Genomic DNA, 15743 nt, shown 5'->3' on the forward strand with positions numbered 1-15743 from the left:
GCCCATGGGCGGCCCCTTTGGCCGCACGGGCCGCCGCCACCTAGTCCGCTGGGGCGCGCCACAGCAGCCCCAACCAGCGCCGGTTTGCCGGGCTTGGTTGGCAAAGCCGGACGCCTGCTGTACCTTGCTGCGGTTGCACACGCGCCTGCCGTTTTTCCTTCCTCAGACGTACCTGCTTGCCTAAGCCGATGCCCGCCACCGCTGCCCCACGTACCGCCGATTTCCTCGACCAAATGACCCGCGCTGTGGAGGAAGCGCGCACCGTTGCGCAGGAGCGTTTCCGGCCCCTCAGCGAAGACCAGCTCAACCGCCGGCCTTCGCCCAGCAAGTGGAGCGTAGGCCAGTGCCTCGAGCATCTCAACATCATCGGCGGCCTGTACTTGCCCGTAATGAGCCAGCGCGTGCGCAAAGCCCAGGAGCGCGGTGCCCGTCCGGCCGAGTTCGTGAAAAACGGCTTTATCGGCCGCCGCCTTACGGCCGCCATGCTCACGCCCGCCCGCGAAAAGCCCATGAAAACGCCCCAGCAGTTTGCGCCCAGCGGCTCGCGCCTGCCGCGCACGGTGGTGGAGGTGTTCATTCGCCAGCTCGACGAACTGCTGAACGTGTTGCACCAGGCCCGCGACATCAACGCCAACGCCGTGCGCATTCCCAACACGCTCATCCCGTTGGTGCGCCTGCGCCTTACCGATCAGTTTGCTTTCCTGATTGCGCACCTGCAGCGCCACGTGGCCCAGGCCGAGCGCGTGCTCGACTCGAAACCGCGCTAGCTGCCTATGCCCGCTGCGCCGCCGGCCACCTAGGGCTTTGGCGCCCAGCTCGCTTCGCCAACCAGATAGGCAGCCGTAAGCTGCGAGCTGCTCAGGTAGTACTGGTGGCGGCGGTGCCGTTCGATGTAAGCCGGCAAAAGCTGCGAGAAAATAGGCGCCACGCCCAGCTGCACCTGCGTGCGGCCGTGCCGGTAACCTACGCCTGCTTCGGCCCCCAGGTAAAACGGACGGATGTCGCCGGTGCGGCTTCGGCCGAATGTAAAGCCGTAACCGCCTCCTGTGCTATTGAGGTAGCCGTACGTTAGAGCTTTGGCGCCGCTGTAGTGCTGCGTGCCGGCCAGCGGCCCGGCTGCATAATGCCGCTTCTCGTCGTAAACATCAGAAGCCGAAGTGCCTACGCCGGCCTGGCCGCCCGCGTAAAGGTGCCAGCCGGCGGGTGCGCGTTTGCCCAGGGCCAGCACTACGCGCATGGCTGCCTGCATGTAGTTTAGCCTGATGCGGCCCCGCTCGCGGATGAAGATTTAGTCGGAGGTGCCAGCGTACAGCAATTGCTCGCTCCGGTACTGGTAGCCCTTGTTAATATTGCCCAGGCTGGCTTGCGCGCTCCACCGGCGCGTGAGCTGCTTTTCAGCCCAGCAGCGGCGAGGTATCCTCGGTTTTTTCGCCCGCTACGCGCACTTGCGTGAGCACCGGCCCGGCCTGCAGCCCCTAGCGCGTTTGGGATACGCCCGCGGTTGCAATCAGCAGGCACGAGCCCACGGCAACCACCACGATAAGCCGGGGCCAGCGGGCTCTCCGGGCATCAGGTACATAAACTGGCATAACAGTTGGCAATAACACGTAGGCAATTGCGACTAAGGTAAACGGGGCGGACCACGCCGCGCAGGTTGCCGGCAAAATATTGCTACTTCGGATGTGGAATCGGGGCCGACGCCGCATCTAGTTGGCAGAAGCTCCCACCGCTTACCCTGCTTTGCCCATGCGTTTCTTTCTGCTCATCCTGGCTGCCTGGCTGTTGCCGATGGTTGTTCCTTCCAATGCCTCGGCCCCGCCGGCGGGCGGGCCCTACGCCGCGCAGTGGAAAAAAATCGACGCGCTGTTGGCCAAAAACCAAACCGAGGCGGCCCAAAAGCTGGTGCTCGGCATTTACCAGAAAGCCCGCGCCGCCAACCAACCGGCCGATTACGTGCGCGCCCTGGTGTACCGCCTGCATTTGCTGCGGCAGCGCGAAGAAGACGCCGACGCCAAAGGCATTCGCTTGCTCGAAGCCGACCTAGGCGCGGCCACGTTTCCGGCCCGGCCCATTTTGCACAGCCTGCTGGCCGAGCAGTACCACCAGTACCTGCGCCAAAACCGCTACCGCCTCTACGACCGCACCCAGCTGGCCGCCGCCACTGCCGACTCCCTAGGTGCCGCCGACCTCCAGACCTGGGATGCCGCCCGCCTGGCCGCGCAGGTGGTGCGCCACTACCGCGCCTCCGTCGGAACCGAGGCCGCCCGCCAGCAGCAAACCACCTTGCGCGACCTGGGCCAACTCGCCATGCCCGCCGATGCCCAAGGCCAGCAGTTGCGCCCCACGCTCTACGACCTGCTCGCCCACCGCGCCATCGGGGCCCTCAACGACGACGAGCTGTACCTCACGCGCCCCGCCGAGCAGTTTCGCTTTATTGATGCGCGCCTGCTGGGGCCCAACGAGGAGTTTGCCCAACTGCCCCTAGGTGCGCCGGCCGCCGACTCACTCAACGGCCCGCTGCACGCCTTGCGCCTGTGGCAACAGCTCACGGCTTTCCGGCTGCGCGATGCCCAAAACCAAGCCGCTCTGGCCGATGTGGAGCGCTTGCGCCTGGCCTTTGTGCACGAGCGTGCGGCCTTTGCTAACAAAACCGTGGCCTACACCGCGGCCCTGCGCCGCGCCCAGCAGCGCTACGAGGCCTTGCCTGCGTGGGCCGATTTTCAGGCTGACATTGCGGAGCAAGCCCAGCGCCAAAAGCGCCTCACCGAGGCCATGGAGCTGGCGCGGGCCGCCGTGCAGCGTTATCCCAAATCGGTGGGCGCAGCGCGGGCGCAGGGCATCATCAACGAGCTGGAGCGGCCCGAATTGCAGGTGCGAACAGCCGAAGTACAGCTGCCCAACGAGGCCATGCTGCTGAGCGTGCGCTACCGAAACCTGAAGCAGGCGTACGGCTTTGCCTGGCGGCTGCCCGCCGCGGCCATGCTGCGCGAGCGGCAAGGGCTGCGCAATACCGACATTCAGAAGGCCTACGCCAAACGCCTCGGCACCAAACCCACCGCTACCTGGGCAATGGCCCTGCCCGGGCCCACCGATTACCGCGCGCACCGCGCCGAGGTAGCCGGACCCAAGCTGCCCGCCGGGCATTACCTGGTGCTGGTGAGCACTGCGGCCCAGCAGCCCGGCAAGGAACGCGACAACATTGCCACGGCCTACGCTTTTGTATCGGTGAGCGAGCTGGGCGAGGTGCACCGCGCCGCCCCCGCGAGCGGCACCGACCTCTGGACGCTCGACCGCCGCACCGGCCAGCCACTGGCGGGCGTGGGCGTGCAGCTGTGGTACCAGGATTACACCAACGCGAAAGTGCGACACTACGCCGGCCCCATGCGGCCGAGCAGCGCCGAGGGCTTCCTGAACATACCGCCCGATGATAACCGCCGCGCCTATCAACAAGCCTTGCTGCTGCGCCGCGGTGCCGACACCCTGGTGGTGGAAACCAACATAGGCAACAACCGCCCCATTCCGAACCGCAACACCGAGCAGGAGCGGCGCCCGCGGGCTTTCCTCTACACCGACCGCGCTATTTACCGGCCCGGCCAAACGGTGTCCTTTAAAGGCATTGTGGCGCAAAACCTAGGCGGCCGCAGCCAAGTGCTGAAGAACACGCAGGTGCAGGTACGCTTGCTCGATGTGAACGGCCAGCCCGTGCAGGAATTTGCCTTCACCACCTCCGATTACGGCAGCTTCCACGGCTCCGTAACGCTGCCCACGGGCTTGCTCAACGGGCAAATGCAGCTGCAGGCGCGCACCAAGTACTTGGGTGAAGAACAGTACCTAGGCGAAGCGTTTATATCCGTCGAGGACTACAAGCGCCCTACGTTCTTCGTCGCGCTCGACCCCATAAAGGGCACGCCCAAGCTCGGCGATACGCTCTCGGTGCGCGGCACGGCCACGGCCTACGCCGGCCAGGCCATCGATGGCGCCACGGTGCAGTACCGCGTGGTGCGCCGCACGGTGTGGCCTATGTTCGGGTGGGCCGAGCTGAACTTCGGCTTCGGCAGCTCCTCGGGCATCCGCCGCCCTTACTACCCAGGCCGCGGCGGCGAGCAGCAAATTGCCACCGGCACTGCTACTACTGATGCGCAAGGCCGCTTCCGGGTAAGCTTCGCGGCCACCCCGCCCGACGAAGCCGCCAACGACGACACGCCCGAAGAGGGCGAAGACGATGAAGACGGCTACCGCCCGCCCAGCCCGTGGCGCCCCAGTTACGTGTTCGTGGTAACCGCCGATGTAACCGACCCCAACGGCGAAACGCGCTCCGCCGAGCGCGGCGTAACCCTAGGTGGCCAAGCGCTGAACATGTCCCTGAGCGGCCCTAGGTTGGTAAATCAGCAGCAGATTGAAGATGCGTTTGTGCTGCGCAGCCAGAACGCCACCGGCGAGGCCGTGCCCGCCACCGGTACCCTGCGCCTTTACCGCCTCACGCCGCCGGTGCGCGTGCTGCGCCCGCGCCTGTGGCCAACTCCCGATCAGCCCGGCCTCGGCCGCGACGAGCACCAGCAGCTTTTCCCGCACGATGCTTGGCTCAGCGAAGACAACCCCGACAAATGGCCGCGCACGTTACTAATTGAGTGGCGTTTCGATACCGGCCAGCGCACCCAATTGCCCGAGGTGGCCCGCGCCCTAGGTGCCCAAACGCCGGGCGCTTACCTGCTGGAGGCCAGCACCCTTGCCGGCACCGATACGGCCCGTACTCGTCTGGGCTTCACGCTCTACAACCCTGCCGCGCCGCAGCTGCCGTTGCCCGTGCCGCAGTGGCTTACGGCCCTGCAGGATACCGTAGCCCCGGGCCAAGCCGTGCAAGTGCTCGTCGGCTCGGGTTTTGAGGCGGTGCAGGCCCGGTTGGAGGTAGAAAGCCAAGGCCAGCTAATACGCACCGAGTGGCTGCCGCTGCGCCGCGGGCAACGGCTCATCAGCCTGCCCACCACAGCCGCCAACGCCGGGCCCATGCACGTGCGGCTGATGTTTGTGCACGCCGGACGTTTCTATCAGCAGGAAGCCACGGTGCAGGTGGCTGAGCCGCAACGGCCGTTGCAGCTTGCAATCAGCACCTTCCGCGACAAGCTGCAGCCCGGCCAGAAGGAAACCTGGCGCCTCACCATTCGCAATAGCCAAAACCAGCCCGCCGCGGCCGAGCTGCTGGCCTCGCTCTACGATCAGTCGCTCGATTACTTCCGTCCGCATGCTTTCGCGAAGCCCGAGCTGCCGCAGCCGTATTTCGGGCAGCGGTTTGGGTGGATTGCAGCGTCTTTCGGGGCCGAGAACTGGGAGTTGCTGCTGGATGAATTTGCTGGCAAGCCCACGGGTTTGCAATACTATAGCCACCCCGAACTCCGTCTTGTTCTGTGGCAGTGGCAATTGTTAAGCGTGAAGTTTACGCCGCCGGTTATCAAGCACGACGACGAAATTCCTGACCAGGAAGCGTTGCCGAGTCGTGGCGGTGGCGTACGAAGGGCACTTCAGGGGCGAGCTGCAGGAGTTATGATCCGCGGAACTGCCGCACCGGCCCCCGTAGCCGCCATGGCTGTAGCCGATGCTTCCACCGAGTCGGCATCAAGTAAAAAACAGTTAAATGAAGTCGTAGTAACTGATTTAGGAGCACCGCAACAACCCAAAACCTCAGACCTCGCTACCGTACCCGTCCGCTCCGACTTCCGCGAAACGGCCCTGTGGGCACCCGCCGTGCGCACCAACGACCAAGGCGAAGTGGTGCTGGAATTTCAGATGCCCGAGGCCGTGACCCGCTGGCAGCTGCTCACGCTGGCGCACACGCCCGATTTGCAAACCGGCATGCTGGCGCGGCAGCTCGTTACGCAAAAGCAGCTGATGGTAACGCCCAATGCCCCGCGCTTCTTCCGCGAAGGCGACCAGCTGCGCCTCACGGCCAAAATCAGCAACCTCACCGGCAAAGCCCTAGGTGGCACGGCCCAACTCATCTTGTTGGATGCCCGCACCAATCAGCCCATAGCCAAGCAACTGCTGCGCGGCAAAGCCCAAACGAAGTTTAAGGCAGCCGCCAACCAGAGCACCACGGTAGGGTGGGAGCTGAGCATTCCGGCCGGCCTCGAGGCCGTAACCTACCGCGTGGTGGCGCAAGCCAAAAACTACTCCGATGGCGAGGAAAACACCCTGCCCGTGCTGCCCAACCGCCTGCTCGTAACGGAGGCGCTGCCGCTTACCGTGCGCGGCAACTCGGTGCGCGAGTTTGAGCTGAAGAAGCTGACCAGCACCACCTCGGCCACGCGCCAAAACCAGAGCCTCACGCTGGAGCTAACCAGCAACCCGGCCTGGTACGCCGTGCAGAGCTTGCCCTACCTGATGGAGTACCCCTACGAGTGCTCCGAGCAGGTTTTCTCGCGCCTCTACGCCAATACGCTTGCCGCCCGCATTGTGCAGCAAAATCCGCGCATCCGGCCCGTACTGGAAGAGTGGAAGCGCGCCGTTGCCAGCGGCGACCCGAACGCGCTGCGCTCCAAGCTCGAGCAAAACCAGGAGCTGAAAGCCCTGCTGCTGCAGGAAACGCCGTGGGTGCGCGAGGGGCAGTCGGACACGGAGCGCATGCGCCGCTTGGGCGAGTTGTTCGACGAGCCGCGCCTGCAAGCCGAAACCCAGCGCGCCGCCCAAAAGCTCCAGGAGCTGCAAAGCCCCAGCGGGGCCTTCCCGTGGTTTAAGCAAATGCCCGACAACCGCTACATCACGCAAGTGGTGGTGGCCGGCTTTGGTCGCCTGCGCCGCTTAGGTGCTTTCGATGCCTTGCAGGATGCCCGCACCGCCGACATGCTGCGCCGCGCCGTGGCTTACCTCGACCGCGAACTAGCCGACGACTACGCCCAGCTGCGGCGGCAAAAAGGCGTAAAACTCACCGACGACCACCTAGCCGACGCCACGTTGCAGGCGCTCTACGCCCGCTCGTTTTGGGCGGCCGAGCTGCCCGTACCCGCCGAGGCCAAACCGGCCTACGACTACTACCGCGAGCAAACCGCCAAGTACTGGCCCAAGCGCAACCGCTACCTGCAAGGCTTTGCCGCCATAGTGCTGCACCGCAACGGCCAGGCCAAGTCCGCCCGCGAGGTGGTAGAGGCGCTGCGCCAAAACGCCCTCCGCTCCGACGAGCTCGGCATGTACTGGAAAGACGTGCAGCCGGGCTTCTACTGGCAACAGGCACCCACCGAAACCCAGGCGCAGCTAATCGAGGTGTTCAGCGAAGTAGCCCAAGATCAGCCGTCGGTGGAGGAAATGCAGCTGTGGCTGCTGGCGCACAAGCGCACCCACAACTGGGAAAGCACCCGCGCCACCGCCGATGCCTGCTACGCGCTGCTGCTGCAAGGCGGGCGCAACTGGCTCGAGCCCGCGCAGCCGCTGCAGGTTTCCCTAGGTGCGCAGGGCATCAACACCAGCCAAGGAGCCGAGGCTGGCACCGGTTACCTCAAGCGCAGCTACCCAGCCGCCGAGGTAAAGCCGGCCCTGGGCAAAGTGCGCGTGCAGAAAACCGACGCCGGTGTGGCGTGGGGCGCGCTGTACTGGCAGTACTTCGAGCGACCCGATAAGATTACGCAGGCCGATAAAGCGCCCATTACGCTCACGCGCCAGCTCTTCCGCGAAACACCGAGCAACAACGGCCCGGTACTGGCGCCCATGCAAGCCAATGCCCCACTGCGGGTAGGCGAAGTGCTGGTGGTGCGCCTGGTGCTGAAAACCGACCGCGAGCTAGAGTTTGTGCACCTGAAAGATACCCGCGCCGCGGGCCTCGAGCTGATTGGCCAAACCTCGGGCTACCGCTACCAGCAAGGCCTCGGCTACTACGAGAGCCCGCGCGATGCCGCCACCAACTTCTTCCTGGACGTGCTGCCCCGCGGCACGCACGTGTTCGAGTACCGCTTGCGCGCGGCCCAGGCCGGCGACTTCTCGTCGGGCATTAGCCAGGTGCAGTGCCTTTACGCGCCGGAATTCACCAGCCACTCGGCCGGTCAGCGCCTGCGCATCGGGGCGCAATAACCAGGGCCGCCTAGGGCACTGGGTAGCTACGCAGCAACCAACTGCCGGCTATGTCGGCAGCTGGTTGCTGCGTAGCTACCGGCGCGCGCCCGCCTTCGGTGGTACATGTGGTGCCCAAAAAACCTCGGACATGAGTTGTTTCCGCGCTGCTGAGCCAAGCCCTGTTTGGGCAAGAGCCGCGAAGTACCTATAGGTTAAACAAAGCCGTTTTTCAGCGTTTAGGCGGCATATCTTAGCTCGACTATAATAAGTAGGCGGGCTGCGGCGTTTTTCACCTTTCCAGGAATAAAATGGCCGCTAAGATGCTATTCAGCAGAGGTTTTGCCTCTTTCCAAGATGCGTGGTATTTTTGCGCCCCGGTTGATTTTTTGGACTGAGAGGATTGCTGATGATACGAACCGCTTTACTTACGGCTGCCCTGGCCGCTCTTGCGCTGACTACCCAGGCCCAACAAGGGCGCCGTTCGGCCGTTTCGCACGCCAAGCAGCCCGATACGGCCGGCAAAGTAGCCGTACCCGTGGGCCCCGTGTTACCCGGCGAGGAAACCCTTTCGGCCCAGGAGCGCGCCGAGCGTACTTTCCTGATGCCGGTGCGCAAAAAGATGCCCTCGGCCGTGCGCCCCGGCGCCGCCCCGCGCCCCCAACTCGACCCCGCCAGCGCCGATGCCGTAGCCATTGGCCCGCCCACGGCCGAAGAGGCAGCCGAAGAAGCCGCCAGCAAGGCCGAGGCTGCTAAAACCACCGCTGCGCGTTCGTCTCGCTCACGGAGCAGCAGCGCCCGGCGCAGCAGCAGCTCGCGCAGCCGGAGCAGCAGCAAAAAGAGCTCTTCGGCGCGGCGCGGCACGGCCAGCAAAAAGAAGAGCACAGCCAAGAAAAGCACCAGCAAATCCTCGGCCGCCAAAAAGAAAACTTCCTCGCGCCGCCGGCGCTAGCACCCCAGGCCATCAACAAAAAAGCACCGCCCGTTGGCGGTGCTTTTTTGTTGATGGCCTGGGACCAACGGGCAACGGCACCTAGGGCTAGGCGTTTTGCGGCATTAGGCGCACCACCAACCCATCGAGGCGGGACGTAATGCGGATTTGGCACGACAAGCGGCTGCCGCTCGACATAATGGGCAACGATTCGAGCATGGCCATTTCGTCGTCGCCGGGCTCGGGCAGCTCGGGGCCGGCCAGCACCTCCACGTGGCAGGTACCGCACAGGGCCATGCCGCCGCAAGTAGCCTGAATATCATAGCCCGAGGCTTTCATTACCTCCATCAGGCTCAGGCTCATGTCGGTAGGGGCTACCAGCTCGGTACGCTGGCCTGGGGCGTCCTCAACGTATACGCGTACTTCGGTAATATCTTCCAGGCTCATAGCAAGAGTTCTTGGTTGTCAGTTGCGAGTTGTTGGGCTTGGCAATTGGCCCAACGGCGGTGCGAAAAAACGCAAAAACCGGGAGCCAATCTGCATTGGCTCCCGGTTCTTGCGCATCAGCCCGGTAAGCTGACAACTAACAACTGATAACTGACAACCGATTTACAACGTGGGTACGCCGTTTACGGTGGTGTACTTCAGCACGTACTTTTTGTCGGGGTACATGTATTTGTAGGCTCCTTGCGCCATCAGGGCCGCTTCGTGGAAGCCGCACAAAATCAGCTTCAGCTTGCCGGGGTAGGTGTTGATGTCGCCGATGGCGTACACGCCGGGTACCGAGGTAGAATAGTCGAGGGTGTTCACCTTCACGGCGTCGTCTTCGAGCTCCAGGCCCCACTCGCCAATCGGGCCGAGCTTGGGCGTGAGGCCAAACAGCGGAATAAAGCTATCGACGGTGATGGTGTTGGTGCTGCCGTCGTTGGCCGTGATGGTAACGGCCTCCAACTGCTCCTGGCCGTGCACGTGCGTCACGTTGCTGCTGAGCACCAGGTTTACCTTGCCGGCTTCGTGCAGGGCTTTTACTTTCTCGGCCGAGTCGGCGGCACCGCGGAAAGTGGTGCCGCGGTGCACCAGCGTAACCTCCTTAGCCACGTTGGCCAGGAAGATCGTCCAGTCGAGGGCCGAGTCGCCGCCGCCGGCAATCACGATGCGCTGGTCGCGGAAGGTTTCGGGGTCGCGCACCATGTAGTACACGCCCTTGCCGCCTTCGTACTTCTCTAGTTCCTCGATGGCGGGCTTGCGGGGCTCAAACGAACCTAGGCCGCCGGCAATGGCAATGGCTTTGCAGCGAATCTCGGTGCCGTCGGTGGTGGTCAGCACAAAGGAGCCGTCCTCCAGCTTCTCGAACGACTCAACCCGTTCGCCCAGCGTGAAGGTGGGGTGGAAGGGCTCGATCTGGCGCATGAGGTTTTGCACCAAGTCGCCGGCCAGTACCTCGGGGTAGCCCGGAATGTCGTAAATGGGTTTCTTCGGGTAGATTTCCGACAGCTGCCCGCCTACTTGCGGCAGGGCGTCGACTACGTGGCAGCGGAGCTTAAGCAAACCGGCTTCGAAGACGGCAAACAGCCCCACGGGGCCGGCGCCGATGATGCAGATGTCAGTGGAAATGGTAGCGTGCATTACGGAGGTAAAACAATCAGCAAAGGCCACCGCGGCCGGCGGTTGCCCGTTTGTATCTGGTAGATAACCAATGCCAAGGGCAAGAGGTTGCCGCTCGTGCAAAAACGGTGCGCAAAGGTACGGCGCTTCGGTTAAAACATAGTGCCCTAGGTATAAACATGCTGGCGGCCGGCGGGGTCCAAACGCACCACGGGCGGGCGCACCTAGGTGCGCCCGCCCGTGGGCTGGGATGAGAGCTGAAGGGCTAGCGCGCTAATCCTGCAACTCCACGCGTACAAACGTGCTTTGCTTGCCCGTAACGAGGCGCGCAATGTAGAGGCCGCCGCGCAGTTTTTGCTTGGCAAACTCGTAGCGGTACTGCTGGCCCACGCGGCCTTCGCCTTCGGCCAGCACGCGCACCACGCGGCCTTGCATGTCAATCACCTCGAGGCGGAACGGCCCGTTTTGCGGCACCTCGAACGAGAAGGTGGTGCGGCTGCCGGCGGGGTTGGGGGCAGCCGTGAGCACGGCGGCGGCCGGTGCGGCAGGCGCGGCCTGCGCTACCTCGGCGCCGCACACGCCCAGCTTGTCGCCGTGGGCCAGGTGGTCGGTGGCACCTAGGGCATCCACGCACAGGGTGCGGCCGTTGTGGCACACCTGCACCTTGTCGTTTTTGTTGCCGCAGCGCATATCCAGCACCGTAATGGTTACCTGCGCGGTTTCCACGCACTGGTTTTTATCGGTGGCGGTTACGGTAAAGGTGTAAGTGCCAGCCTGGGTGGGCGTAAAGACGGTTTTGGCTTCGGTAGGCATGCTTAGGCCCGTAGCCGGCGCCCAGCGGTACTGCTCGAAGTCGGCGCTGCGAGCGAGCAGCGTTACGCTTTGCGGGCCGTAGCCCAGCACAATGGTGGTAGCGGGCTGACCAGTGCGTTCGGCCGAGTAAGTCGGAATCACATCAATGGTGGGGGCCACGCAGGCGTACATCGGCGGCAAGTCAAACGCTTCTACTTGGTCGAGGCGGCTGGTGTTCAGGCCTTGCTTGGCGCTGAAACCCAGGCCGCGGCGAGCAAACACCTGCCAGATCAGCTTCTGGTTTTTGCCGCCGTAGCGCAGCTGATCGGCTTTCAGGATGGCGTCGCGGGCATCCACAAAGCCGGGGCTACACGGTTGCAGCTTCAGCCCGTCGATTACCAAGAACATGGCCATGTTGTTGCCGCCGGTGCCGGTGTGCAGGTTCGCATCAAAGCCGTAGCGCTCCACAAACGCCCAGGTCATGTCCCAGAGCATAGTGGCCCACACAAAGCCCACGCCGTGCGGCTGCGATATGGCCGGGTTGTTGGTGGCGGCGTATGTAAAGTTGTTGATGGCAAAATCGGTGCTGTAGGGTGCCGGCCGAATGCCGCGGGCCGTGGTGGGCTGGCCCTGGGCATAGGTGCCAATGCCGCGCACTTTGCCGCCCTTGTCGCCGGGCTTCATGGTCAGCATCAGGCCAAACCAGTCGCTCCAGCCTTCGCCGGCTTGCTCGGCGTTGTTGAGGCAGCTCGAGGTAAGGCGGCCGCCCGTCAGGCGCGTCGAAATGCCGTGGCCGTACTCGTGGGCGATGATGCCGTTGTCGAAGTCGCCGTCGATTTCGGGGCCCGCGCCGGCGTTTTTCAGCGCCACTTCCACGGACGTGCCGGTATCAAGCAGCGCGCGCAGGGTAGCGCCGTCTTGTTGGCTGATCATCAGGGCCGGAATGGTTACCGGAGCTGCGGGCGTGCCGCCCATCACGATGGGGGCTCCCGGTGCGTTGTTAATTACCACCACGGCGCGCGCGCCGGCTTGCTGCGCGTTCAGGGCTTTAAGCCAGAAGTCGCAGCCGCCGCGGTACACCACCGCAATGTTGTTGGCTACGGCTTCGGGGTTGCTTAGGGCCGAGCAGCCTTGCTCGCTGATGCCGGTGGCGGTGGCCACAAGCACCAAGCGGCCTACGAGCGGTGTGGCGGTAAGCGGCTTGCTGAAAGCGGCCTCCACGGCCGGGTAAGTGGCCGCAACGCGGGCCGGGGCGGTTACCCGAAACATTTCGCGGTCGGGGATGCCACTCCACAGGTACATCTGCATGCGGGGCCGGAACCCGTCGATGGGCGTGAAGAAGTTGGCGTTGTTGCGCGTGGTGGCAATGGTGCGGCTGTCTTGGGCTTCGGCGCGCACATCGTCGTTGGCGCCGGGTGCGCCGCTGTAGTTCGTCACCTGAAAGTTACCGCTGGCTTCGTCGAACCCGTAGCGCTGCCACACGTCGTGCATCATGTTGTTCAGGTAGAACAAGTTGGTGATGGCCGCGTCGCGGTATTCGGCGGGCTGCTTGCTGAAGTCGACGGGGTAATCGAACAGCAAAGCGGGGCCGGCGTTGGGGCTGTAGTTGAGCGCGCCGTTGTTGTTGTTGGTGGGGTCTTCGTAGGCGTGCACGTTGTTGCCGCGCGTGGTGGTGTGCTCAGGCCCGGCTTGTCCGTTGGTATCGTGCCAGCCATAGGGCGAGGCTACGGCATCGGCCGTGGTGCCGCTCACGTACGCGCGCGGGCCGTGGCTGGGGCTTTCGGCGGGCAGCGCAAACACGTGGTAGGCGTTGCTGGTGGGGGCGGCATAGGGCGCTTGCGCGGCGGCCGGTTGCGGGGTAAAGGGCGCCAGCAGCGGGTGCCGCTCGTTTAGGGCCACGCCGCCGGGGCCGTCGTTGTCGAACTCGCAGTGGGTTACCAGGTTGTTTTTATCGAGCACTTCGCCCGAGCTGGCATCGAGCCGAATGTTCCAGCAGTTCAGGGCGCTTAGCTCGTAAATGGTTACCTCCCAAGCCAGGCGGAGCGTGCCGTCGGGCAGGGGTTGGTACACCAGTTTGGCCGTAATGGGCTCGAGCGAAATGCCGGCAGTGCCAAACACGGTGCTGCGGTCGGCCTCGGTGCTGCGGCTGCGCGCAGCCAAAGCGCCCTTCGGGCTCAGCCCTAGGTGCCGGGCGGCCGCGGCCACGGCGGCATCGGCCGTGAGCGTGGTGCTGCCGGCCTTGGCGCGCCGGCCCAGGTTGTTGTAAAAGCGGTTGGCCACGTGCAGTACCTCGTCGGTACGGCTGGTGTTCACGGTGCTGATGGCGTTGTGAATTTCGATGCCGCGGTAGCGCTGCTGCACGTACAGGTGCCGCATGCCGTTGTGCTTGCTTTCGGCCTCGCTGCTGATTACCAGGTTGCTGAGGTCGTCGTCGGCCATTTGCAGGGCCTTTTGCTGCTGCCGCAGCTGCTGGGCCACGCGGGTGGGCACGGCTTGGTTGCGGCCTTCGGGCCGGGTTTGCGCGAAACCGGCAGCGCCAGCCAGCAGCGCCGCCGATAACAGCAAGGGCCGCCCTAGGGTAAGTAGATGGTTTGGCATAGAATAGTGGGTAAAGCGGTTATTGATGAGGTAATATATTTATATTATAGTTACATTGTATATAATTTAAATTATATTCATACGTCCCGTTAATAGTGCTATTGTCGGGCTCACGCTCAAAAAAGCCTCACAACCACCTAGGGCGCCGGCTTACCAAATTGGGTTGCCAGTGGTGTATAATGCTTGTCCGGCCACACCGGGTTTGGGGCTGGGCACAAAAGCAACGGCCGGTGCAAGCCAAGCCCGCACCGGCCGTTGCCAGTATGCCGTGGTAGCCTAACGGCCGCGGCCGTAGCGCTCAAAATCATCGTCTTCGCCGTATGAGTCGCGGCCGCGGCGGCTACCGTAGCTGCTGCCGCTGCGGCCGTAGTCGTCGTCGAGGCTACCCGAAAACTCGTTGCCAAACGACGAGCCGTACATCGAGGCATCGTACGAACCGTAGTTGGAGCCGTAGTTCAAGTTGTTGCGGCCCATGTCGCCCGTGCTGCCCGCGCCGCTCATGCCGGCCCCGCGGTGGCTGCCGCCGCGGTAGTTGTCGGTGTTGTCGTAGCTATTGCGGTTGCCCATGCTGCCGAGGTGGCGGTCCATGTCGCGGCTAAACGACTGGTCGCGGCCGCCCATGCCCATGCTGCCGCGGCCCGACGCTGAGCCGTAGTTGCTGCTGCCGTAGCCATCGTAGTCGGAATTATCGCCGCCGCGGCCCATGCTGCCGCGGTTCATGGCGTTGCCACCGCCGTAGCCGCCCGGGTGGCGGTTGTTGCCGAAATCATTGTCGTCGTACCTCGACGAAAAAGTACCACCCGAGTAGCTACCGCGGTCCTGCATGCCGTAGCCGCGCGAGTCGTCGTCCATGCGGCCCGTCGCGTCGCCCATTCCAAAGTCCGAGCGGCCGCCGTAGCCTTGCGCACCGCCTATGCCGCCGCTCATGTCGCGGCCGCCGCGGTAGTCGTCGTAGCCGGAACCCATACTCATTCCGTAGCCTCGCTGCTCGCGCATCGAGTTGCCTTGCCTCGAGTGCATGTCGCCGCGCGAGTCGCTGTAGTCTGCGCCGCGCCCGTAGCTGCTCCGGCCTTGCAAATCGCGGTTGCTGCCCGAGTACGGGTTGCGGTTCCGGCTATCGTATCGGTCGTCGTCGCGGTACTGATTTTGATTTGCCATGGTACAAAAGGGTTTTGGTTTGGCCTTGTTGTACCGCTGCCCAAATCGAAAGGTTACCCACTGGAGTCAAGCGTAAGGGTACTATTGTTTAGCTTGTTACCTGTAATTTGCTGGCTCGCAAAAGCTTTGGTGCGCGCAGTGGTTGGCGCAGATGAGTCAGCCTAGGTTTAGGTGATAACAGCACGCGTTGGTACGTAGTACCAGCCAATATTGAAAGCTTCTGCGAGGGGCTTGCGGCGGGGTGTAGGCCGCATTGGTAATGTTACGATAATGTTACCTACTTTTGCCGGCATGAGACCCAAGCGAACATCCGAGTTGCCGCCGCGCATTCAGGGTATGCTTGATAAGCTGCTGCTTGCCGCGCTTATAGTATTGGTACTCATAAGCATGCGTTCGTGCGTGCGCAACGTAGCCGATGCCATCGGCCTAAGTACCCTTACGGCCTCCGAAAACCAGGCACGCGAACGGTCGCACCTGTCGTCGGACTAAGCCTCAGGCCGCTACCCTACGAAACGAGGCGGCGTTTGCTTACGCCGATGCGGTACCGATTACAGTTGGATTCGCACAACCCAAGTGCGAAATGCAATTTCATCTTGCTTCCATCACTATATTGCTTGCCTTCTATATA

9 protein-coding genes are annotated in these 15743 nt (G+C 63.6%); 4 read left to right on the plus strand and 5 right to left on the minus strand.

Annotation, left to right across the window (positions count from 1 at the left end; translation table 11 throughout):
- Positions 1-188 precede the first annotated feature (188 nt).
- The gene (locus D3Y59_RS17100; RefSeq protein ID WP_119446146.1) at positions 189-767 is read left to right on the plus strand and encodes a DinB family protein; all 579 of its coding nucleotides are present in this window, start codon (positions 189-191) and stop codon (positions 765-767) included.
- Positions 768-796: 29 nt separating this feature from the next.
- Here D3Y59_RS17100 and D3Y59_RS17105 read toward each other — a convergent pair whose 3' ends face one another.
- Positions 797-1249 carry a hypothetical protein gene (locus tag D3Y59_RS17105; RefSeq protein WP_119446147.1) on the minus strand — a complete coding sequence of 151 codons (453 nt, stop codon included), beginning with the start codon at positions 1247-1249 and terminating at the stop codon, positions 797-799.
- A gap of 497 nt (positions 1250-1746) precedes the next feature.
- On the opposite strand from D3Y59_RS17105, the gene D3Y59_RS17110 reads away from it, so the two are divergent.
- Positions 1747-8052: an alpha-2-macroglobulin family protein gene (locus tag D3Y59_RS17110; RefSeq protein ID WP_119446148.1), complete on the plus strand. Its 6306-nt coding sequence runs from the start codon at positions 1747-1749 to the stop codon at positions 8050-8052.
- Between the two features lie 388 nt (positions 8053-8440).
- A complete protein-coding gene (locus D3Y59_RS17115; RefSeq protein ID WP_119446149.1) occupies positions 8441-8983 on the plus strand; it encodes a hypothetical protein in 543 nt (180 codons plus the stop codon).
- A gap of 87 nt (positions 8984-9070) precedes the next feature.
- On the opposite strand, the gene D3Y59_RS17120 is transcribed toward D3Y59_RS17115, so the two are convergent.
- From D3Y59_RS17120 to D3Y59_RS17135, 4 genes are all read right to left on the minus strand, one after another.
- Positions 9071-9409: a 2Fe-2S iron-sulfur cluster-binding protein gene (locus D3Y59_RS17120; RefSeq protein WP_119446150.1), complete on the minus strand. Its 339-nt coding sequence runs from the start codon at positions 9407-9409 to the stop codon at positions 9071-9073.
- Positions 9410-9571: 162 nt separating this feature from the next.
- On the minus strand, positions 9572-10588 hold the full coding sequence (locus D3Y59_RS17125) for an NAD(P)/FAD-dependent oxidoreductase (protein WP_119446151.1): 1017 nt from the start codon (positions 10586-10588) through the stop codon (positions 9572-9574).
- Positions 10589-10840: 252 nt separating this feature from the next.
- On the minus strand, positions 10841-13957 hold the full coding sequence (locus tag D3Y59_RS17130) for a T9SS-dependent M36 family metallopeptidase (RefSeq protein ID WP_205590851.1): 3117 nt from the start codon (positions 13955-13957) through the stop codon (positions 10841-10843).
- Between the two features lie 276 nt (positions 13958-14233).
- The gene (locus D3Y59_RS17135; RefSeq protein WP_119446152.1) at positions 14234-15115 is read right to left on the minus strand and encodes a hypothetical protein; all 882 of its coding nucleotides are present in this window, start codon (positions 15113-15115) and stop codon (positions 14234-14236) included.
- Between the two features lie 291 nt (positions 15116-15406).
- Between D3Y59_RS17135 and D3Y59_RS18400 the strand changes: the two genes are divergently transcribed.
- Positions 15407-15604 (plus strand): hypothetical protein, encoded by a 198-nt coding sequence (locus tag D3Y59_RS18400; protein WP_162910868.1) that lies wholly within the window; start codon positions 15407-15409, stop codon positions 15602-15604.
- Positions 15605-15743: the final 139 nt, after the last annotated feature.

The sequence above is a fragment of the Hymenobacter oligotrophus genome (genome assembly GCF_003574965.1).
Classification (GTDB): domain Bacteria; phylum Bacteroidota; class Bacteroidia; order Cytophagales; family Hymenobacteraceae; genus Solirubrum; species Solirubrum oligotrophum.

Coding starts and splice junctions, on each gene's coding strand:
- D3Y59_RS17120 (WP_119446150.1), bottom strand. CDS start 9,409: ATGAGCCTGGAAGATATTACCGAAGTACGCGTATACGTTGAGGACGCC.
- D3Y59_RS17130 (WP_205590851.1), bottom strand. CDS start 13,957: ATGCCAAACCATCTACTTACCCTAGGGCGGCCCTTGCTGTTATCGGCG.
- D3Y59_RS17115 (WP_119446149.1), top strand. CDS start 8,441: ATGATACGAACCGCTTTACTTACGGCTGCCCTGGCCGCTCTTGCGCTG.
- D3Y59_RS17125 (WP_119446151.1), bottom strand. CDS start 10,588: ATGCACGCTACCATTTCCACTGACATCTGCATCATCGGCGCCGGCCCC.
- D3Y59_RS17110 (WP_119446148.1), top strand. CDS start 1,747: ATGCGTTTCTTTCTGCTCATCCTGGCTGCCTGGCTGTTGCCGATGGTT.
- D3Y59_RS18400 (WP_162910868.1), top strand. CDS start 15,407: ATGAGACCCAAGCGAACATCCGAGTTGCCGCCGCGCATTCAGGGTATG.
- D3Y59_RS17105 (WP_119446147.1), bottom strand. CDS start 1,249: ATGCAGGCAGCCATGCGCGTAGTGCTGGCCCTGGGCAAACGCGCACCC.
- D3Y59_RS17135 (WP_119446152.1), bottom strand. CDS start 15,115: ATGGCAAATCAAAATCAGTACCGCGACGACGACCGATACGATAGCCGG.
- D3Y59_RS17100 (WP_119446146.1), top strand. CDS start 189: ATGCCCGCCACCGCTGCCCCACGTACCGCCGATTTCCTCGACCAAATG.